The 19341-nt window shown below is 58.8% G+C and carries 16 protein-coding genes; 5 read left to right on the forward strand and 11 right to left on the reverse strand.

The features are described 5' to 3' along the window. Positions 1–41: 41 nt before the first annotated feature. The gene (locus ACR0I0_RS00150) at positions 42–1619 is read left to right on the forward strand and encodes a bifunctional metallophosphatase/5'-nucleotidase (RefSeq protein WP_480489730.1); all 1578 of its coding nucleotides are present in this window, start codon (positions 42–44) and stop codon (positions 1617–1619) included. A 61-nt stretch (positions 1620–1680) separates the two neighbouring features. Here the strand turns inward: ACR0I0_RS00150 and ACR0I0_RS00155 are convergent, their stop codons facing one another. Beyond that, on the reverse strand, positions 1681–3177 hold the full coding sequence (locus ACR0I0_RS00155) for a tetratricopeptide repeat-containing sulfotransferase family protein (RefSeq protein ID WP_480490740.1): 1497 nt from the start codon (positions 3175–3177) through the stop codon (positions 1681–1683). Positions 3178–3387: 210 nt separating this feature from the next. On the opposite strand from ACR0I0_RS00155, the gene ACR0I0_RS00160 reads away from it, so the two are divergent. After that, entirely contained in the window at positions 3388–4053 is a 666-nt protein-coding gene (locus ACR0I0_RS00160) for an SOS response-associated peptidase (protein WP_209547150.1), read from the forward strand. 47 nt (positions 4054–4100) lie between these two features. After that, on the forward strand, positions 4101–5153 hold the full coding sequence (gene mnmH / locus ACR0I0_RS00165) for a tRNA 2-selenouridine(34) synthase MnmH (RefSeq protein WP_480489732.1): 1053 nt from the start codon (positions 4101–4103) through the stop codon (positions 5151–5153). Here mnmH and selD read toward each other — a convergent pair. Genes selD through ACR0I0_RS00200 form a run of 7 tightly spaced genes read right to left on the reverse strand, consistent with a single transcriptional unit; the run spans position 5144 to position 13236 of the window. Next, positions 5144–7303, reverse strand: coding sequence for a selenide, water dikinase SelD (selD, locus tag ACR0I0_RS00170; RefSeq protein WP_480489733.1), 2160 nt, complete (start codon positions 7301–7303; stop codon positions 5144–5146). The genes mnmH and selD overlap by 10 nt on opposite strands. A gap of 5 nt (positions 7304–7308) precedes the next feature. Next, a complete protein-coding gene (locus ACR0I0_RS00175) occupies positions 7309–7695 on the reverse strand; it encodes a Na+/H+ antiporter subunit G (protein ID WP_171633669.1) in 387 nt (128 codons plus the stop codon). Positions 7696–7702: 7 nt separating this feature from the next. Beyond that, a complete protein-coding gene (locus tag ACR0I0_RS00180) occupies positions 7703–7972 on the reverse strand; it encodes a K+/H+ antiporter subunit F (RefSeq protein ID WP_152457439.1) in 270 nt (89 codons plus the stop codon). Then, the gene (locus ACR0I0_RS00185) at positions 7969–8466 is read right to left on the reverse strand and encodes a Na+/H+ antiporter subunit E (protein WP_171633666.1); all 498 of its coding nucleotides are present in this window, start codon (positions 8464–8466) and stop codon (positions 7969–7971) included. The genes ACR0I0_RS00180 and ACR0I0_RS00185 overlap by 4 nt, the downstream gene beginning before the upstream one ends. Next, positions 8466–10010 carry a monovalent cation/H+ antiporter subunit D gene (locus tag ACR0I0_RS00190; RefSeq protein WP_480489736.1) on the reverse strand — a complete coding sequence of 515 codons (1545 nt, stop codon included), beginning with the start codon at positions 10008–10010 and terminating at the stop codon, positions 8466–8468. Before ACR0I0_RS00190 ends, ACR0I0_RS00185 begins: the two co-directional genes overlap by 1 nt. Then, positions 10007–10366 carry a Na+/H+ antiporter subunit C gene (locus tag ACR0I0_RS00195; RefSeq protein ID WP_171633661.1) on the reverse strand — a complete coding sequence of 120 codons (360 nt, stop codon included), beginning with the start codon at positions 10364–10366 and terminating at the stop codon, positions 10007–10009. The genes ACR0I0_RS00190 and ACR0I0_RS00195 overlap by 4 nt, the downstream gene beginning before the upstream one ends. Continuing rightward, positions 10366–13236 carry a monovalent cation/H+ antiporter subunit A gene (locus tag ACR0I0_RS00200; protein ID WP_480489738.1) on the reverse strand — a complete coding sequence of 957 codons (2871 nt, stop codon included), beginning with the start codon at positions 13234–13236 and terminating at the stop codon, positions 10366–10368. Before ACR0I0_RS00200 ends, ACR0I0_RS00195 begins: the two co-directional genes overlap by 1 nt. Positions 13237–13492: 256 nt before the next feature. Here ACR0I0_RS00200 and ACR0I0_RS00205 point away from each other — a divergent pair, with 256 nt between their 5' ends. Both ACR0I0_RS00205 and ACR0I0_RS00210 read left to right on the forward strand, forming a co-directional pair. Beyond that, complete coding sequence (locus tag ACR0I0_RS00205) at positions 13493–13933, forward strand: rhodanese-like domain-containing protein (protein ID WP_480488124.1); 441 nt, start codon at positions 13493–13495, stop codon at positions 13931–13933. Continuing rightward, the gene (locus tag ACR0I0_RS00210; protein ID WP_171723596.1) at positions 13930–14754 is read left to right on the forward strand and encodes a CE1 family esterase; all 825 of its coding nucleotides are present in this window, start codon (positions 13930–13932) and stop codon (positions 14752–14754) included. The genes ACR0I0_RS00205 and ACR0I0_RS00210 overlap by 4 nt, the downstream gene beginning before the upstream one ends. Here ACR0I0_RS00210 and mdoH read toward each other — a convergent pair whose 3' ends face one another. The 3 genes from mdoH to ACR0I0_RS00225 are packed head-to-tail and all read right to left on the reverse strand — an operon-like array spanning position 14755 to position 19336. After that, complete coding sequence (mdoH, locus tag ACR0I0_RS00215) at positions 14755–16626, reverse strand: glucans biosynthesis glucosyltransferase MdoH (RefSeq protein ID WP_480489740.1); 1872 nt, start codon at positions 16624–16626, stop codon at positions 14755–14757. Further along, the gene (locus ACR0I0_RS00220) at positions 16623–18122 is read right to left on the reverse strand and encodes an OpgD/OpgG family glucan biosynthesis protein (RefSeq protein WP_480489742.1); all 1500 of its coding nucleotides are present in this window, start codon (positions 18120–18122) and stop codon (positions 16623–16625) included. Before ACR0I0_RS00220 ends, mdoH begins: the two co-directional genes overlap by 4 nt. Further along, positions 18119–19336 (reverse strand): OpgC family protein, encoded by a 1218-nt coding sequence (locus ACR0I0_RS00225; protein ID WP_171633647.1) that lies wholly within the window; start codon positions 19334–19336, stop codon positions 18119–18121. Before ACR0I0_RS00225 ends, ACR0I0_RS00220 begins: the two co-directional genes overlap by 4 nt. Between the last annotated feature and the right edge of the window lie 5 nt (positions 19337–19341).

Here is a 19341-nt window from a genome sequence, read left to right on the forward strand (position 1 = left end):
TGCGCGCACGATCACCACAAATAATAACTGGGAGTACCATAATGCAGACCCGAATTTTGACTTCAGTCGCGGTTCTGAGCCTGACCGCCGGAGTTGCGGCAGCCGACTACAAGTTGACAATTTTGCACACCAACGATTTTCATGCTCGTTTCGAGCCGATCAACAAATACGACAGCGGATGCGATGCGGAAGACAATGCCGAAGGGAAGTGCTTTGGTGGATCGGCGCGCCTGGTCACAGCCGTGAAAGACGCACGTGAACGTGCCGACAATTCGATTTTGGTGGATGGCGGCGATCAGTTTCAGGGGTCTCTTTTCTACACGTACTACAAGGGCAAGGTCGCTGCCGAGTTCATGAACAAGCTGGGCTATGATGCCATGACCGTGGGCAATCACGAGTTTGACGACGGCCCGGAAGTGTTGCGTGGCTTTATCGACTCGGTTGATTTCCCGGTCCTGATGTCCAATGCCGATGTTCGCGACGAAGAACTTCTGACTGACCACATCAAGAAATCCACCGTGATCGAGGTGGGGGGCGAAAAGATTGGCCTGATCGGGCTGACGCCGATCGATACGCACGAACTTGCGTCGCCCGGTCCCAACGTGACCTTTTCAGACCCGGTGCCCGCGGTTCAGGCCGAGGTCGACAAGCTGACGGGCGAAGGCGTCAACAAGATCATCGTACTCAGCCATTCGGGCTATGGCGTCGATCAGCGTGTCGCGGCTGAGACAAGCGGCGTCGACGTGATCGTTGGCGGCCATTCGAACACCTATCTTTCGAATGCATCGGACAAGGCCGTGGGCCCTTATCCGACGGTGGTCAACGGTGTGCAGATCGTTCAAGCCTATGCCTACGGCAAGTTTCTGGGCGAACTGAACGTCACGTTTGATGATGACGGCAATGTGGTCGAAGCGGTTGGTGAACCCTTGATCATGGACAACACCGTGACCGAGGATCAGGCCGCATTGGATCGAATCGCGGAACTTGCTCAGCCTCTGGATGAAATCCGAAACAAGGTTGTCGCCAGCGCGGCCGAGGCCATCGAGGGGGATCGCTCTGTATGTCGCGTACAGGAATGCCAGATGGGCAATCTTGTTGCCGATGCGATGCTGGCGCGGGTTGCCGATCAGGGCGTTCAGATTGCCATCGCGAACTCGGGTGGTTTGCGGGCGTCTATCGACCCCGGAGACGTGACCATGGGCGAAGTGCTGACCGTGCTGCCGTTCCAGAACACGCTGTCCACTTTTGAGATCACCGGGCAGACCGTTATTGACGCGCTGGAAAACGGCGTAAGCCAGGTGGAAGAGGTCAAGGGCCGGTTCCCGCAAGTGGCAGGCCTGCGCTTTACCTGGGATCCCAGCGTAGCGCCGAACGAAGGGCGTATCATTGATGTGATGGTCGCCGAGGGTGATGGGTTCGTTCCGATCGACCCGAACAAAACTTACCTGGCAGTAACCAACAACTACGTCCGCAATGGCGGCGACGGGTATTCAATGTTCGAAGGCGATAACAAGAACGCCTATGACTTCGGTCCGGATCTTGCGGATGTAACCGCGGAATATCTGGCCGAAAACGCGCCGTACCAGCCTTATGTCGACGGACGCATCCAGCAGAAGTGACTTTGTTTTTGAAAAGAACAAAAGCCGCGTCATCATGATGCGGCTTTTTTATTATTGCGGATCAACTGAAATCGTATTCCGGCCAAAATTCCGGGTCAAAGCCATCCAGCATCGGTTTGATCTGATCCGCGACCTCGCGCCAGCGTCCGATTGACTTGGTCGAGATCTTGTTGCGCACCTGATCCACGCTGGCCGTTCGCACCTGTCTGGTGTTCTTTTCGGGATGTACCATGGATTGGCACCACTCAATACCGCAAAACTCGGCAACGCGCTGGCTGTGGGTCAGGGGGTCCGCCACCAGTTCTTCATAGGGCATTGTCAGAATGCGGTTTCCGAACAGCTTATCCCAATGAGACATGTAACGGCGATACAGATTTGCGGTATGCGCGATCGCTTCAAGGTTGGATGTGTCGTTCATGCCATCTGCTAGGAACCGCTGGATCCATTTTGACAAACCGACATCGCGTGGATCCCGCAACATGTTGATGATCCGGGCATTCGGGAAGGCCGCAAGAATGAAGCCGACATTTTGATAGTTGTGCGGCATCTTGTCGACAAAGGCGATTGAATCCGCCGGAATCCCAGGCATCTGGTCCAGGTAGCTTTGGGCAATCGCCTTCGCGGCTTCTGAATCGAGTGACGTGCCAGACGAATAAAACTTGGCGGAAAGGTCGGTCATCAGCATTAGCTCGCCGCAACCGGCGATACCGGGCGCAGAGCTCAGCATCATCTCCATCAAAGTGGTTCCGGATCGCGGCTGACCGATAACAAAAATTGGTACCGGCATACTGTTTTGCTCTGCACTGACCCCAGGCGACCCTTCAGGGAACAGGTTCAGAATATCGGATATTTTGTTCTCTTCGATTTCGGGGTCGTAGGGCAGAATACTCTGTTGGATTGCGTTTGCCTTTGCAAATTGCGGCAAAGCCTTGGCCAAGCCTTCGCTTTTTTCGATCAGATGTGCTTTGGCAAACTCGAGCTCTTGCAATGGTTGATCTGTCTGAGCGATGGCCTCGTTCAACGCAGGGATCATCTGCGGCACGTTTTCCGGTGCGGTCAATATTGCGGATTGCAACAGGGCATTCGGGTTGTGGGGATCGGTTTCCAGTATGTTTTGCAGAACTTTGATCGCTTGGGCTCTGTCACCGGCCTGATGCAGATTGATGGCCGTTTGCAATGCAATCGTTGTGTTCTTTGGTGCCAACTCGTACGCGCGTTGGATATCCCGCGTGCTTTCTTCGACAAAACCGATGCTTTGGAAGGCGCGGGCACGCTTTGAAAGCAATTCCGCGTTGTCCGGATCTGACGCCAGTTTGTGTGTTGTGAACTGGATGATGGATCGCCAGTTTTCCCCTTGGCGCTGAATTTCGTCGATGACTCTGGTGAGTTCCCGATTGTTTGGAAATCGTTCAATCTTTTTCTCTGCGTAGGTCAATGCCTGCACAATTTGCCCTGTTTGCATCAAGGCGTTAGCCAGATTCTCGGCAAATTGTGGATCATCGGGCTTCATCCGCGAGGCTTCAATGAAATGCGGAATGGATTTCCTGTACTGCTTCATTTCGGTCAAAACGAAACCGGCGATGGCTTGGTAGTCAGCGTCCTTTGGGAATTTCTTGATACCCAGCTGGGCCTTTTTCAGCGCCTGTGGCAGCTTGCCGCATCCAAAAGGGCCATTGCTTTGCTCTTGAGGGATTGCGTTATTTGGTTATCCATATGACCCCGTAAGATCCTGTGCCAGTATCAAGATTGTATCGTCGGTTGATTACCCATGTGCGGACGGTTTGCAATAACTCTTCCCAATGACGCGATGGCGCAGCTGTTTTCCGCGCGCCCGGCGAACGCATTGCCAACCGTGCCGAACTTCAATGTTTGTCCGACAAATCAGGTGCATGTGGTTCGGGGTGGTGACTCAGGTCGGCGTCTGGATGCGCTGCGCTGGGGGTTTTTGCCGCATTGGTACAAGACGGAAACCGCCGGGCCTTTGCTGATCAACGCCCGTGCCGAGACTTTGGCGGAAAAGCCTGCCTTTCGCGATGCCTGCCGGTCGCGTCGCTGTCTGATTGTCGCAACAGGGTTCTACGAATGGACCAAGACGGACGAGGGAAAGCGCTTGCCCTGGTACATCCATCGCAGGGACGGCGCCCCCACTGCCTTTGCGGGGATCTGGCAGGACTGGGGGGTGGATGAAAACCGTCAGAGCACCTGTGCCATCGTGACGACGGCGGCCAACGAAAACCTTGGCACCATCCATCACCGGATGCCCCTGATCCTCGAACCCGAGCATTGGTCATTGTGGTTGGGAGAAGCGGGAAAGGGCGCTGCTCGTCTGATGCAGCCGGGGGCAGAGGATGTGCTGACGTTTCATCGCGTTGATCCGGTCGTGAACTCGAACCGGGCCAGCGGACCTGATCTGATCAAGCCTTTGCACGAGTGAGGGCGTGCGGCCTTTTCTTTGCAAACGCGGCAAGCTAGACCTTCGGCATGGCCCTGACCTTTTCTGATCTGACACAGCTTTATGCGCATGGTTTTGACACGGTCATCGATGTGCGCAGCCCGGCAGAGTTCGCTGAAGATCATCTGCCAGGCGCGATCAACCTGTCGGTTCTGAACAACGAGGAACGCGCCCGTGTCGGGACCATGTATGTACAGGAAAGCCCGTTTCTGGCGCGTAAACTCGGGGCCGCTCTGGTGTTCCGCAATGCGGCCAACCACATCGAGCAACATCTAAGCCACCACGAAGGAAGCTGGCGCCCTCTGGTCTATTGCTGGCGCGGCGGACAGCGTTCCGGGTCGTTCACATGGATGCTGCAACAAATCGGCTGGCGCGCGGATGTAATCGAGGGCGGCTATCGCACCTACCGCAGGCTGGTGAATGCTTATTTGTACGATGATCCGTTGCCCCATCGGTTGGTGGCGCTGGATGGCTATACCGGAACGGCCAAGACAGAATTGCTGGCACTTTTGCAGTCACGCGGAGTGCAGGTTCTTGACCTCGAAGCACTGGCCAATCACCGGGGTTCCCTGCTGGGGGAAAGGCCGGGCGGCCAGCCCAGCCAGAAAGCTTTTGAATCGGCCCTGGCAGGGGCGCTTTGTGCGATGGATACGGCGCGCCCGGTCGTTATCGAAGCGGAATCGTCCAAGATCGGCAGCCTGATATTGCCGCCCAGCCTGTGGAACGCTTTGTGTTCAGCCCCACGGGTGAACATCACGGCTCCGCTCGAGGCGCGCGCCGCCTATCTCGTTCAGGCCTACGACGACATCCTGTCTGACGGCGACCGTTTGCGGGACCGGTTGTCGCCGCTGCGCTTTCATCGCGGGCACGAGGTCGTGGATGGTTGGATGCAGCTGATCGAAGCAGGTCAAAAACAGGTGCTGACCCAGGCCCTGATGGAGCAGCATTACGACCCGGCATACGCAAAGGCGCGGCGATCCCGTTCCGTCAAGGTTCTGGCCGATATTGAGATCGCCCTTTTGAACGATGCCGGCCTGAGCGAGGCGGCCACCCGGATCGAAACCCTGCTGGATCAGTCCTGAAGGCGCAGTCCCGGTGCATCGGTGAGCTCGCCGATTGCCATGGCCGGATATCCGGCGTTCCTGAGGTCTTCCAGGACGGTATCGGCATCCTTTGCCGCCACTGCGGCCAGCAGGCCGCCTGCTGTCTGCGGGTCGAAAATCAGGGCGGCTTTGCCCTCGGGGGGCAGGGCAGGTGCTATTGCCCGGTTGTCTGCAAAAAGGGTTGATCGAACACCCCGGTCCGTCAGTTCCTGCGCGCCATCCATCAACTCCACGGCATCCAGATCCATCGTGGCCCCGCATCCGGAAGCGTCGCAGATACCTTGCAGATGTCCGGCCAGACCAAACCCGGTCACGTCGGTCATCGCATGGGCCCCGGCCAATATGCGGGCCGCCTTTCCCTGCGGCTGCGCCATGTGCCGGTAGGCTGCGGCGACCCAGGCACCATTGGCCTGGCCTGCCATCTCGGCCGCCATAAGAACGCCGCTTCCTATGGGTTTGGTCAGGATTAGACAGTCGCCCGGTTGCCCGCCGGCCAGTGTTATCGGGTCGCCGTCGCACAGGCCGGTCAGTGTGAATCCGATTGTCATCTCGTCACCCATGGAACTGTGCCCGCCCACGATATCGGCACCGGCGTCCCGCATGACGTCTCCTGCGATCGACATGATTTCCGACATGGTACGGCGTTGCAGGGCAGCAGACATGCGCGGAAGGATGATCGTTGCCGTGGCAGCCTGAGGTGCGGCCCCCATGGCCCACACATCCCCCAGGGCATGTACAGCGGCGATGCGCGCCATAAGTGCGGGATCATTGGTAAAAGCCCGCAGGTGATCTGATGTCATGACCTGCCGAACCCCGCCCGTCTGAAGCAGAGCCGCGTCGTCGCCGGGCAGGGGGATGATATCCGGGCGAACGGGATCGGGCTGCGATTTCAGCGCCACCTGCAATGCTCCGCGCCCGACCTTGGCACCGCATCCGCCACACATCGGTTTTTCACCCAGCGCCTCGACAAGCCCGGCGGCATGTGCGCGCGGCAGCGCGGGGGGCTTCATCTGCGGCAGGTCCCGGAACTTGTTCATGAAAGTTTGGTCGATGTGGTTCTTCCATTTCCACATCATCGCTCCGCTGTGGGACAACCCCAACCGCTCGCCCAGCGCTGATTTGCCGCCCAGCGAAATCAGCTTCAGGTAATCTTTCTGCGGGATGTACTTGCGCATCCGTCCAGCCCCCAGCGCCGCGCGCAGATTGTCGAACAGAACCGGTGCTTCGCGCACTGCATAAACACCGGCTTTGGGTCTGGGATTGTCCGTAAGATGGGCGCAATCACCGGCGGCAAAAACCACGGGATCGCTGGATTGCAGGTAGCTGTTTACCCGGAGGAAGCCATCCTCAATGTCCAGCCCGGTCTTTTCGATCCAGCCATAGGGGCGGGCTCCGGCCGCACCAGTCACGAAACCGGCCGGGATCTTGCGCCCATCCCGCAATGCGACGTGATCCGAAGCGATCCGGCTGATCGCGGCGTTTTCGATCACCTCTACACCAAGATCCTGCATCGCACGGCGGATCGTCTCTGCCGCTTTGGGTTTGGTGGCCGTCAGGGCAAAGGCATTGTCGATCAGCGTAACCTGCGCTGACCGACCCTTGGCCCTGAGCGCATGAGCCATCGCCATGACCAGTTCAACCCCGGCGATTCCACCGCCGATCACGACGACCGAGGCAGGGCCGTTGCCCGCCAGATAAGCAGCCCATTCTGCCGCGAATGGTCCCAATGGTTTGGCCGGTACGGCATGTTCCGCAAAGCCGGGCATTGCGGGCATCTCCGAAGTGATCCCAACATTGATCGATGCCACATCGAAACCCACCGGAGGACGCCCGGGAACATGGATTTCCTGACGTTCGGTATCGATTCCATCGACCGCGCCCAGAATGACGCGTGCGCCTGCGAAGCGGGCCAGTCTGACCAGATCGATGTCCAGCCGCCACCGGTCATAATGCCCGGCGACATAGCCTGGCAGCATTCCGGAATACGGGGCCGTCGGGCCGGGGTTTATCACGGTCACACGCGCCCCGGGCAACGGGTCCATCCCCCATTTGCGCAGCAGCAGCGCGTGGGTGTGGCCTCCGCCAACAAGAACCAGATCGCGGGTCAGGGGCAGCGGAGGAATATGCATCGGTTTCAATTCGCGCTATGATCCGGAACGTCTTCGACCTGCTCGACGGCGTGGGTGGCCCAAAGTTCATCCTCGCCGGCATCCGGCAGGTCTTCGGGTTTTTCATGCCGGTGTATGTGCCATTTTGCAATGAACAGGGCCGTGATCGGAGCGGTCAGGAACAGGAACAGAGTGATCAGCAGCTCGTGCAGGGACAGCTTTCCTTCCAGAAGAACAGAATGCACGATCGAAGCCAGAAGCACGCCGCCCACCCCCAAGGTCGTTGCCTTGGTCGGGGCGTGCAGGCGGGACATTGGGTCATTCAGCTTGATCATGCCAAAAGACCCGACAAAGCCGAAGATACCCGAGACGATCAGGAAAAAGGCGATCAGCAGTTCCACGATGAATGTCATCCCGCCCTCATTCGATAATGTTGCCGCGCAACATGAAGCGCGCATAGGCCACGGTGGAAACAAAACCGAGCATGGCAATGATCATGGCGGCCTCGAAAAAGATCTCGGTCCCCTGATCCAACCCATATAGGATCATCAGGGCGATTGTGTTGATTACCATAGTGTCCAAGGCCAGAACCCGGGTGCCGACCCCGTCAGCGGTGATGATACGCCACAGACACATCATGATCGCCGCACCGAAACAGGCAAATGCAAAATAAATCGCGTAGTCGATCATTCGAAAATCTCCTTCAGGCGACGTTCATAGCGCTGTTTGATCTGGTCCCGCACGGCCTCGGGGTCGGGGGCATCAAGACAGTGCACCAGCAGATTATGCCCCTGAGCTGACAAATCACAACTGACGGTGCCCGGAGTCATCGTGATGGTGCCCGCAAGAACCGTGATCGCTTCGGGTGTGCGCAGCTCAAGCGGGACACAGACCCAGTTGGGCTGGCGGTTGTCATTGCGTTTGAACAGGATGATCCGGGCCACCGTCACGTTCGCAACCACGATATCCCAAAGCACCACCAGCATGTATTCCACAACCATTGGCCAATTGCGAAGTTTGGGACGATCCGGCCAGTAGGGTTGTGTGACGAATGGAATGATGATCCCGAGGATCAGGCCAAAGATCAAAGAATTCAGCGAAGGCTTGTTCGCCAGCAGAATCCAGACAAGCGTCAGCAAAATCGTCAGGTGAGGGTGCGGGAAAATTCGGCGCAGCAGTTTCATCACTCTTCCCTTCCCAAGACGGCAGAAATGTAGTTTTCAGGGGTAAACAACTGCTCTGCGGTTTTGCTCGTGTACTCCAGGGCCGGACCCGCAAACAGGGTCAGCAGGACCAGACCTGCCACGGCCCCGAACACAGCCGTAAAAGCAAGGCCGGGTTGCGGTTCGGGGGCGGCGGCGGCAGACGCGTTTTCGCCTTCGGCGGTTTCATCGGTTGTGACAACCTCAGCGTCGTAGCTTTTCCAGAAGATCAGCGTCCCGGCACGGGCCAGCCCGACGATGGTGACGAATGATCCAATCAGGATAACGGCCCAGACCGAGGTGGCATCGGATGCATCACGCGAAGCGTCCAGAACCAAAAGCTTGCCAACAAAGCCGGACAACGGCGGCATTCCAGCCATCGCGATGGCGCCGACAAAGAACAGGGCGGCAATCAACCCGCTTTGCGGCATCGGCGGCTTGGGGGCTATGGCCCCTCCCTGCCGTTCCATGATCAGGTCAGCAATGAGGAACAGCAACGCGGTCGCAAGTGTCGAATGGAACACGTAATAAAGGGCGGCTGCCGTCGCGCCGGGCGTGAACTGTGAAATCGCGATCAGCAAAGTACCCATGGACGCGATGGCGCAAAAGGCAACCATGCGGGCAATATGCTGCGAACCCAGAATGCCGATGGCACCGACGGCAAGCGTCAGCAGCGCCGCGGGTTGCAACCAATCGCCAACCAGACCCTGCGTGACTTCGACGTCGGGACCGAAGGCCAGAGTGTACATTCGCAGGATCGAATAGGCTCCTACCTTGGTCATGATTGCAAACAGGGCCGCAACCGGCAGCGGGGCGTTGGCATAGCTGGCGGGCAGCCAGAAGTGCAGCGGCAGAACGGCAGCCTTGATGCAGAAGACCAGCAGCAACAACACCGCACCAACCCGCAACAATGCGGTATCTTCGGCTGGGATCTCCGCAACGCGCACGGCGATGTCCGCCATGTTCAGCGTTCCGGTCACGCCATAGATCGTGCCAAGGGCAAACAGAAACAGGGTCGACCCCAACAGGTTATACGCCACATACTGCACACCCGCTTTCAACCGTACCGCGCCACCGCCATGGGTCATAAGGCCGTAAGACGCGATCAGCAGCACCTCGAAGAACACGAAAAGGTTGAAGGCGTCGCCGGTCAGGAAGGCGCCACAGACGCCCATGAGCTGGAAATGAAACAGCGCGTGGAAATGCTTGCCCCGGTCATCCCAGCCCGAGGCGATGGCATAAAGCACGATCGGCAGGGCCAGCAGGGCGGTCAGCAGAACCATCATTGCGGACATGCGATCCAGCACCATAACGATGCCAAAGGGGGCGGGCCAGTCGCCAAGCTCGTACACCTGAATTTCCCCGCCCGAGGCCTGAGCCGTGATTGTCAGCGCAATCCCAAGCAAAGCCACGACACCCGCGACCGAGAAGATACGTTGCAAGTCCAGATGGTATCGCAGGACCATGATGATGAAAGGGGCCAGAATCGCGGGCAGGACGATCGGCGCAACGATCCAGTGGTTCATGCGTCATCTCCCGGCGCGTCAACACTGTCCTGGGCGGTCATGTCGATATGGTCATTCTTGGCGGACAGGTATGCGCTGAGCGAGATCATCACGATCACGGCGGTCATCCCGAACGAGATCACGATGGCCGTCAGGACCAACGCCTGTGGAAGTGGGTCGGTATAGGGCACGTCCTTGTACTTGTTCAGAACCGCAGGCGCGTTCAGCGCCAGTCGTCCGGTCGCGAACAGGAAGACATTCACCGCGTATGTGATCAGAGACAGGCCCAGAATGACCGGAAACGTTCGGCGGCGCAGGATCAGGAAGATCCCGGCGGCGGTCATGATACCGACGGCAGAGGCTACGAGCGCTTCCATCAAGCCTGCTCCTTCTCTTGTTGCTCTTCCGGTGGGTTGTCTCGCAGGGGATTGATATCCATCGGGAATTCCTGTGCCATCCCCGGTTGCCACGCAAAGCGGGACAGGCTGTCCAATGCCAGCATGACCGCACCCAGAACCGCCAGGAATACGCCTGTATCAAACAGCATGGCGGTGGCCCATTCGAATTCCTCAAGCGGAGGCCAGTTGATGTAGCCGAAATCGCTGGTCAGGAAGGGGCGTTCGTTGAACCACGCGCCCAACCCGGTTGCCGCAGCGATCAGAACACCCCAGCCGATGGTGCCGTGGTAATAGAACCTCTGCCGCTCGATGGCCCAGGTATAGCCGCTGGCCATGTATTGCATCAGATAAGCGATGGCGACGATCAGGCCGGCAATAAAGCCTCCGCCGGGCTGGTTGTGCCCGCGGAAAAAGATATACGCCCCGACCATCAGTGCGATCGGCATCATGACGCGGGTGACCACAACCATCATCAGCGGATGCGAATCCCCGGATTGCGGCCAATGCGGTTTGCGGTTCAGCAGGTAACTGCGGACATTTGTACCGAGAACGGATTCCGTCAGCGCAAAGATGATCAGCGCGGCGATGCCCAGAACGATGATCTCGCCAAAGGTATCAAAACCCCGGAAGTCGACGAGGATCACATTGACCACATTGGTGCCGCCGCCGCCTTTGTAGGAATTGGCCAGATGGAACTCTGAAATCGTCGGGAACGCGAAATCGCGCATCATCATCGCGTAGATCAGCGCACCGGTGCCAAGGCCCGCGACCACGGAAATCGCCGCGTCCCGCCAGCGCCGCGCCGCTGAACTGTCCCAGGGCGTTTCGGTCGGCAGGAAGTTCAGCGACAGCAACAAAAGGATCATTGTCACCACCTCGACCGAGATTTGCGTCAAGGCAAGGTCCGGGGCCGAGAGATAGTTGAAGGCAATCGAAACGATCAGGCCGACGACACCGATCAATACCAGTGACAAAAGACGATTCCGGTGGAACCACATAATGCCCAGCGTCGCACCCACAAGGCAGATCCAGCCAATGATCGGAATGATCTGAGCCGGCAGCGGAACGCGGGTTTCAATGCCGATGGTTCCGGTCGAATACGCATAATAGCCCAGGCCAACGGTAAAGGCGACAAAGATGATCGCATAGCGGCTGAGGACCCCGTTGTGCATCTCATCGGTGATCCAGCGGCTCAGCCTGGTCAGCGCTTCTATTTTTGTTTCAAAGATCTGCTTGGCTTCGGGGCGGGGCAGGGCGTTCCAGATCCGCTCACCTCGTCTGTGCAACGCCAGCAGGAATAGACCGCCCAGCGTGGCCACCACCGACATGTAAAGCGCCGGTGTGAAGCCATGCCAGAGTTTCAGCGAGTAATACGGAAGCTTCTCGCCGCCGATCACCGCGCTGGACACTACTGCGACCAATGGGCCGACAATGGTCGCGGAATAAAGGCCGATCAGAATGACAAGTACGACCAGGAAAGCGGGCGCAATCCACAACCCTACGGGCGGATCATGCGGATGTGCCGGATAATCTTCCCGCTGAGGTCCAAGAAAGACGTGGCTGACGAAGCGGAAGGAATACGCGGCCGAGAACAACGCAGCCAACAGCGCCAGCCCCGGCACCAGGTAATGAGAGTGCATCCATGTGGTGTGCACGGTTTCCTCAAGCATCATTTCTTTGGACAGGAAACCGTTCAGAGGCGGCAGCCCGGCCATCGAGAGGGCGGCAATCGTGCCAATGGTGAAGGTGATCGGCATCAGGTGGCGCAAGCCACCCAGTCTTTTGATATCGCGTGTGCCGGTTTCGTGATCCACGATCCCGGCGGTCATGAACAAGGCGGCTTTAAACGTTGCATGGTTGATGATGTGAAACACGGCAGCGACGGCTGCAATCTTTGTGCCAAAGCCCAGCAGCATGGTGATGAGGCCCAAATGCGAAACGGTCGAAAACGCCAGCAGCGCCTTAAGGTCGTCCTTGAACAACGCGATAGACGCGCCAATCAGCATGGTGACCAGCCCCGTCGTGGCGACGATATAGAACCACGCATCCGTGCCAGCCAGAACCGGCCACATCCGTGCCATCAGGAACAGGCCCGCTTTCACCATGGTGGCAGAGTGCAGATAGGCTGAAACCGGTGTCGGCGCGGCCATGGCGTGCGGCAGCCAGAAATGAAACGGGAACTGCGCCGACTTGGTAAAACAGCCCAGCAGGATCAGGATCAGCGCAGGCATGTAGTAGGGTGAGGCCTGGATCAGTTCTTTGTTCTGCAAAATGACGCTGAGATCGTAAGACCCCACGATATTGCCGAGGATCAGCATCCCGGCGATCATCGCCAAGCCGCCAGAGCCGGTGACGGCCAAGGCCATGCGCGCGCCCTGCCGACCTTCGGGAAGGTGCTTCCAATAGCCGATCAGCAGGAATGAGCTGAGCGATGTAAGCTCCCAGAAAACAATCAAAAGCAGGATATTGTCGGACAGGACAATACCAACCATCGCCCCCTGAAACAGCAGCAGGTAGGTATAGAACTGCCCCATCGGATCTTCGCGCGACAGGTAGAACCGTGCGTAGAGAATGATGAGCAATCCAATGACGAGGATCAGCAACGCGAACAAAAATCCCAGGCCGTCCAGCATGAAGTTCGCGTTCAGCCCCAGCCCCGGTATCCAGTCGAACCGGGCGGTCACGACGTCTCCGCGCATCACCGCAGGGGCATGGATCAACAGGCCCATCAGGGCCAGGAATGTGGTTAACCCGGCGGCGGAGGCGGCTGCGTTCCGACCTGCCCGGATCAGCAGGGCAGGAAAAACAGCGCCGAGGAAGGGAAGGGCCGCGATAAGGAATAGGGACAAGTGCGATACTCCGGTCTGGGCGGTCAGTGTGAAGCCAATTTTGTAAGGATATTTTCCCGACTGTCCAGATATTGTAACTTTTTTACAGAGTCCTATTGGCCCCATCAGAAACTCTGCAAGGATTCGAAAAAATGACGTGATCTTGATGCGGGCCGGGTTTTTCAACGCCCCCGTTTCAGACCATCTGTGATAGAACACATGTCAGCGAACAGGAGGCTGAAGCTTGGCCGAGAAAGTGAACCGAGCCCGAAGATGGATGTTGATCGGCGCATGCGCGGCGATTGCAGGCGGGTTTGCGATCAGGGAATACCGTTTGATCCCCGAAGACCACGACGGCGGCCGGATAACGGTTGCCGAGGCCCATGAGCAGGCCTCGAAGGGAAACGTTCTGTTGATCGATATCCGCACGCCGCGTGAATGGCGCGCATCGGGCATAGCCGAAGGTGCCGTGCCGCTGGACATGCGGCGCGAGGATTTTGTCAAAGCACTGACGGAATTGGCTGGCGGCGATCCGGCGACCCCGGTGGCCTTGATTTGCGCGCGCGGCGTTCGCTCGGCACGCCTGAGCAACCGCCTGATCGAAGCTGGATTCACCAATGTGATCGACGTGCCCGAGGGTATGTTGGGTTCGGCCGCAGGGCCGGGATGGGTTCGGGCCGGATTGCCGGTGCGCAAATATGATGAGGATGCAGGATGATCCGGGAATTCAGTCTGGCGTTGGCCTTGGCAGTGACCGGGCAGACCGCTTTCGCGGGGTGTGCCGGTCAAGAGGATACCTGTGAGACACCCATGGGTGCCTATCACATCGAACTGCCCGACGCGGACAATGCGCCAATGGTGGTGTTCCTGCATGGGTATGGCGGCAGCGGGTCGGGCACGATGCGCAATCGCGGGATGGTCGAACCGCTGTTGGAGCGCGGCTATGCGGTGATGGCCCCTGAGGGGTTGGAAAGGCCCGACCGGGGCGGCACCAAAAGCTGGAATTTCTATCCCGGTTTTGGTGAGCGGGACGAAGCCGCCTTTCTGACCGAAGCGGTGCAAGACGCGGCACGGCGGTTTGGCATCGACACTGACCGTGTCCTGCTGGGCGGGTTTTCCGCCGGAGCTTTCATGGTCAACTATTTGGCCTGCGAGAGCCCCGATACGTTTTCGGCCTATGTCCCGGTGTCCGGTGGTTTCTGGCGCCCGCACCCTGAAACCTGCAAAGGTCCGATCCGCATGTTCCACACGCATGGCTGGACCGACAATGTGGTGCCGCTGGAAGGGCGCTTGCTGGGCGGAGGACGCTTTCAGCAGGGTGATATCTATGCGGGTCTCGAAATCTGGCGCGATGCGAACGGTTGTGTCGATCACAAACCAACCGGGTTCAGCGCGACGGGTGATTTCATGCGCCGCCGCTGGACCACCTGTGCCGAAGGCAGTGCGCTGGAATTTGCTCTGTTCCCCGGAGGGCACACCGTTCCCGCGGGCTGGGCCGACATGATAATCGATTGGTACGAAGGGCTTCCCGGCAGTTGATCACTCGGCCGGGGTCATGTTGCCTTTGCCTTCGACCAGTCGCTTCAGTTCATCGCGATAGCGGCGCGCTGACCGGGTAATGGCGGGTTCGCTGAAGTCTTCCCGCATTCCGACCATCTTGCGCGCGGCACCTGCCGAGACACCGCTGAGCGCGGACAATGGGATAGCCAGCGCAAGGCTGATGGCGATCGGGGCCAGCCAGACCGACACCAGACCGGACAGGATACCGACGCTCAGCGCCACTCCGCTTACGGTTTCCAGCGCATGGCACAGGATCAGCGTTCGCAGACCATAGGTGCCACCGTCGCGGGCCTGAGGCGACCAGCCGCGCTGAATGCCAAAAGCCGTACGTAACACAGCGATCATCTGTTGAACCATCAGGATCGGAGCGTAAAGGATCGACAACAGAACCTCGGCCAGGAAAGAGGCAAGGAATTTGCGCCCGCCACCGAAATCCGCGTAGCGTACACCGCTCAACGGCAGGGCCAGAACGCCCAGAACCTTGGGGGCCAACAGCATCGCGTACATGACCAGAATGATCAGCACGTGACGGGTTTCCGACATCTCGGGCCATTGCGGGAACAGAGGATTGTCGGGGCTGAAATAATGCAGGACAGAGGCATCCTGACCCTGACCGATCAGCGCCCACATCAACAATAGTGCAAACCACAACGGGGACATCAGATAGCCGACCGCGCCGTGGAACATGTGGAATCGCGATACGGCACGGAATCCGGAAGAACCCAGCAATTTCAGGTGTTGCAAGTTACCCTGACACCAGCGGCGGTCCCGCATGGCGTGATCGATGAGGGTCGGCGGTGTTTCTTCATATGACCCGCGAATACGCGGCAGAAATCGCACGGCCCATCCGGCACGGCGCAGCAGGCCGGCCTCGACGAAATCGTGGCTCATGATCAGCTTGTCCTGACCGCTGAACGAACGCAGCTTGGGCAGGCCGGCGCTGGTGGCAAAGGCCTTGGTGCGGATAATCGCGTTATGGCCCCAATAGTTGCCTTCTTGCCCGCACCAACGGGCCAGACCTTCGGCAAAGGCGATGCCATAGACACCATTTGCAAATTGCTGCATCCGGGCAAAGACTGACTGTGCGCCTATCAACTGCGGATAGCTTTGAATCAAGCCCGCACCCGGATCGCATGCCAGTGCATCAGTCAGGCGATGGATTGCGCGCCCGGTCATCAGGCTGTCAGCATCCAGCACCAGCATGGCATCCCAATCCGCGCCCCAACGGCTGACCCAATCGGCGATGTTGCCAACTTTGCGGTCGGTATTCTGTTCGCGGCGGCGATAATACAGCTCAAGCCCGGGTGCCAGGGTGGTGCGCAGTGCTTCGACGCTGGCCTGTTCCTGCGCCGCAATCTCGGGATCGCGCGTGTCCGACAGAATGAACATGGCATAGTGGTGTTTACCGCCGCGCGCCTGAAGATCCTCCAGCATGGTGCGGGCATTGCCCAACACGTTCCAGGGGACTTCATTGTAGACCGGGGTCAGCAGGGCCACCCGCAGGGGTTGCGCCGCGGTCCGACGCTCAGGCCGTTCCTGTTTCGCCAGCGACACCATGCCCAGCAAAACAGTGCAGACGGTGAAGGAAATCCAGAAGAAGTTGAACGAAATCAAGGTCAAAAGGATGGCTTCGACCACGTTGATGCCTTCCGCGCCGAACCAGTCGCTCATGACCCACAGCAAGGCCAGAGTGGCGGCCATCGCGGGCGAAAAAGCCAGCGCGCGCCAGAAACCGGCAGCGGATTTGTGCTGACCGGAAGGCGCATCGGCATCCCGGAACCGTGCGCTGAAGTTCTGCGCAGGCATCGCCAGAGGGGCCTCGGGCGGCATGATATGCAGATCGCGGCTCATGTGGTCCAACGGTACAGCCAGACCTCTGAGGCAGGCTGTTTGTCTTTCAACAATTGTGCGCGCAACTCGACATGGTTGCGTTCGCCGGGCTGGAATGAAAACGCCAGCCGTGGACCGCCGGTATCCGGGTTGCGCTGCAAGACGCCTTCCGAAGTTTCCGCATGTGGCGAATCCACAAAGACCGTGATTGCGCCCAGGTCCTCGAACAGTTCGCTGTCTTCAAAATCGATGATGGCCAGCCGGCCTTCGCCAAAGGTGTTCTCGCCCATCGCGGTGTTGATCACGCGCGGCATCGGTGTGCGCTGGGGTTCTTCCCCCCAGATCAGGCGATAGGACAGATCAACCTGACTGCCTGCCGCATAGGGTTCAGCGGGCCTCCAATAGGCGACGATGTTGTCATAGATTTCCTGATCTGCCGGGATCTCGACCAGCGTGACCGAGCCTTTGCCCCAGTCTTCTTGGGGCTCGACCCACAGGCCCGGGCGCTTGTGGTAATTGGCCTCGAGATCGGCGTAGTCCGAAAACTCTCGTTTGCGCTGCATCAGACCAAACCCGCGTGGGTTTGTATCGACGAAGGATGAGACCTGCAATCGGGTCGGATTGGCCAACGGACGCCACAGGACCTCGCCCGCGCCATTGCGGATCATCAACCCGTCGCTGTCGTGCACAGCAGGGCGGAAATCGTCGAACCGGCTGTGGTTGGTCTGGTCGAACAGGAACATCGAAGTTCCCGGAGCGATCCCTACATGGGGCAGGTCTTCGCGCGGGAACAGCGTTGCCTCGACATCCATAATGCAATCCGCGCCCGCCGTGACGTTGAAACGATAGGCGCCGGTCACGCTGGGGCTGTCCAACAATGCATGCACGACCATGTTGCGTTGGCCCGGTTCGGGACGTTCCAGCCAGAAACGGATGAATTCGGGAAATTCCTCGCCATCCGGATCGCCGGTTTTCAACGCCAGACCCCGCGCCGACAGTCCGTAAACCTCGTGCAGGCCAATGGCGCGGAAATAGCTGGCCCCCTGCCAGACGCAGAATTCATCTGTCTTGCCGGTGCGGTGCATTTCAGTTCGAAGGCGCAGGCCCGAGAAGCCCAGCGTGTCATCGATCGGCAGTTGCGGCACGTCTTCTGACTTGTCGAACATTTCCAGATCGAAGGCGACCGGCTTGGTCATGCCGTTCTCGACCGTTTCCACCTTGACGGTGCGCGGGAAATAGAGGCCGGGGGTGAAGAAATCCACGTTGAAGGGCGTGTCGGTTTCATACCACAGCGCCCGGTCAAGCCGGAACCGGATGGAACGGTACTGCTGATAGGTCAGATCCTGCCATTCCTGCGGTACCATCTCGCGTTCCACATAGGGGCGGCTGGCCAGATCGCGGGCCACCTCGATTACATAGTCGCGGTCAAAAGGCGTCTCACCGCTCGTCGCATAAGCGGATGGAGCGAAGGCCAAAGCAGTCGTCGAGACGAGGAATGCGCGACGGGTAAAATTCATTTCTTCGACTTCCAGGGTTGTGACTTGAACCAAGCTGCCAGATAGGCAACGCCGATGATCATCGCAAACCCAATAATGTTGGCGACGAAGACAGTGGCGACATCCCGCCCAGCCTGATCCAGCGCGACACCGATAAGCCGTGCCGCAGCCATGGAAAACACAAATACGGCAAGCGATTGCTGGCCGACCTTGGTGACGACGGCCAGCAGGAATTGCCAGATACGTGCGCCCAGACCATGACCCGTCGCGATCAGGCGGTGGCCGTGTTCGCCCGCTGCAACCCATCCCAGATAGGCCAGCGACAGAAAGTGGACATATCGAAGAAGGCCGAACTCGGTTTTGCCACGCAGCTCTTCGGTCAGGGGCCAGCCCTTGCGGATCACTGCGCCAAGCTCGGGTGCAGCCGTGTTGATCCAGGTGAAGACTTTCCATGACCCGAACGGGGCTGACAACACGACAAAGGCAATCGCCACCCAGATCAAGGATTTCGACACGGGCGGGGCCGGAATCCAACCGCGCATGAAGGCGAAGCCGGTGAAAAACAGCAATTGCCATCCGAAGGGGTTGAAGAACCACTGGCGCTGGGACCAGGGTTCAGCGGGAAGGGCAAGCGCGCCGGTTTGCGCGACGAACCAGATGGCCACGCAAACTGCCGCCATCAGCCAGAAACTGACTCGATAGAGCGCCATGTAAAGCGGCATAAGCGCCAGTACGACCAGATACATCGGCAGGATATCGAAGTAGTTCGGCACATAGGTCAGTGTGAAAATCCCGACCATTTGCGGGGCCGGGTCATTGAAGAAATGCTGAAGGTTCAACGACGAGACATAGGTTTTCTCGAACGCGCCGGTCTGATCCAACGCGGCCATTGTCATTGCAACAAAGAAGAACAGGGCAATATGCGCCCAATAGACCTGCCAGATGCGGTAGGCCACTCGGGCGGTGCCCATCCACCATCCCTTGCGCAGAAATGCCCCGCCAAACGCAATGGCCGAGGCCATGCCCGAGCAGAACACGAAAATCTCGGTTGCGTCCGAGTACCCAAAGCGGGCAGGAATCCACTTTGCCCAGGGGTCGTTGGGAATATGGGCGATCAGGATGATGAACATCGCGATGCCGCGATAGAAATCCAGACGCGGATCACGCGCACTGGCAGGGGCTGCGGCCGGGGCCGCAGCGGGTACAAAATCAGAAGCGGGCGATATGGTCGCCATACGTT

Source organism: Ruegeria sp. AG6 (assembly GCF_056541565.1).

Excerpts from the sequence above, each read along its gene's own strand:
- ACR0I0_RS00150 (WP_480489730.1), top strand. The coding sequence starts at position 42 with ATGCAGACCCGAATTTTGACTTCAGTCGCGGTTCTGAGCCTGACCGCC.
- ACR0I0_RS00155 (WP_480490740.1), bottom strand. The coding sequence starts at position 3,177 with ATGAAGCAGTACAGGAAATCCATTCCGCATTTCATTGAAGCCTCGCGG.
- ACR0I0_RS00160 (WP_209547150.1), top strand. The coding sequence starts at position 3,388 with ATGTGCGGACGGTTTGCAATAACTCTTCCCAATGACGCGATGGCGCAG.
- mnmH (WP_480489732.1), top strand. The coding sequence starts at position 4,101 with ATGGCCCTGACCTTTTCTGATCTGACACAGCTTTATGCGCATGGTTTT.
- selD (WP_480489733.1), bottom strand. The coding sequence starts at position 7,303 with ATGCATATTCCTCCGCTGCCCCTGACCCGCGATCTGGTTCTTGTTGGC.
- ACR0I0_RS00175 (WP_171633669.1), bottom strand. The coding sequence starts at position 7,695 with ATGACATTCATCGTGGAACTGCTGATCGCCTTTTTCCTGATCGTCTCG.
- ACR0I0_RS00180 (WP_152457439.1), bottom strand. The coding sequence starts at position 7,972 with ATGATCGACTACGCGATTTATTTTGCATTTGCCTGTTTCGGTGCGGCG.
- ACR0I0_RS00185 (WP_171633666.1), bottom strand. The coding sequence starts at position 8,466 with ATGAAACTGCTGCGCCGAATTTTCCCGCACCCTCACCTGACGATTTTG.
- ACR0I0_RS00190 (WP_480489736.1), bottom strand. The coding sequence starts at position 10,010 with ATGAACCACTGGATCGTTGCGCCGATCGTCCTGCCCGCGATTCTGGCC.
- ACR0I0_RS00195 (WP_171633661.1), bottom strand. The coding sequence starts at position 10,366 with ATGGAAGCGCTCGTAGCCTCTGCCGTCGGTATCATGACCGCCGCCGGG.
- ACR0I0_RS00205 (WP_480488124.1), top strand. The coding sequence starts at position 13,493 with ATGTTGATCGGCGCATGCGCGGCGATTGCAGGCGGGTTTGCGATCAGG.
- ACR0I0_RS00210 (WP_171723596.1), top strand. The coding sequence starts at position 13,930 with ATGATCCGGGAATTCAGTCTGGCGTTGGCCTTGGCAGTGACCGGGCAG.
- mdoH (WP_480489740.1), bottom strand. The coding sequence starts at position 16,626 with ATGAGCCGCGATCTGCATATCATGCCGCCCGAGGCCCCTCTGGCGATG.
- ACR0I0_RS00220 (WP_480489742.1), bottom strand. The coding sequence starts at position 18,122 with ATGAATTTTACCCGTCGCGCATTCCTCGTCTCGACGACTGCTTTGGCC.
- ACR0I0_RS00225 (WP_171633647.1), bottom strand. The coding sequence starts at position 19,336 with ATGGCGACCATATCGCCCGCTTCTGATTTTGTACCCGCTGCGGCCCCG.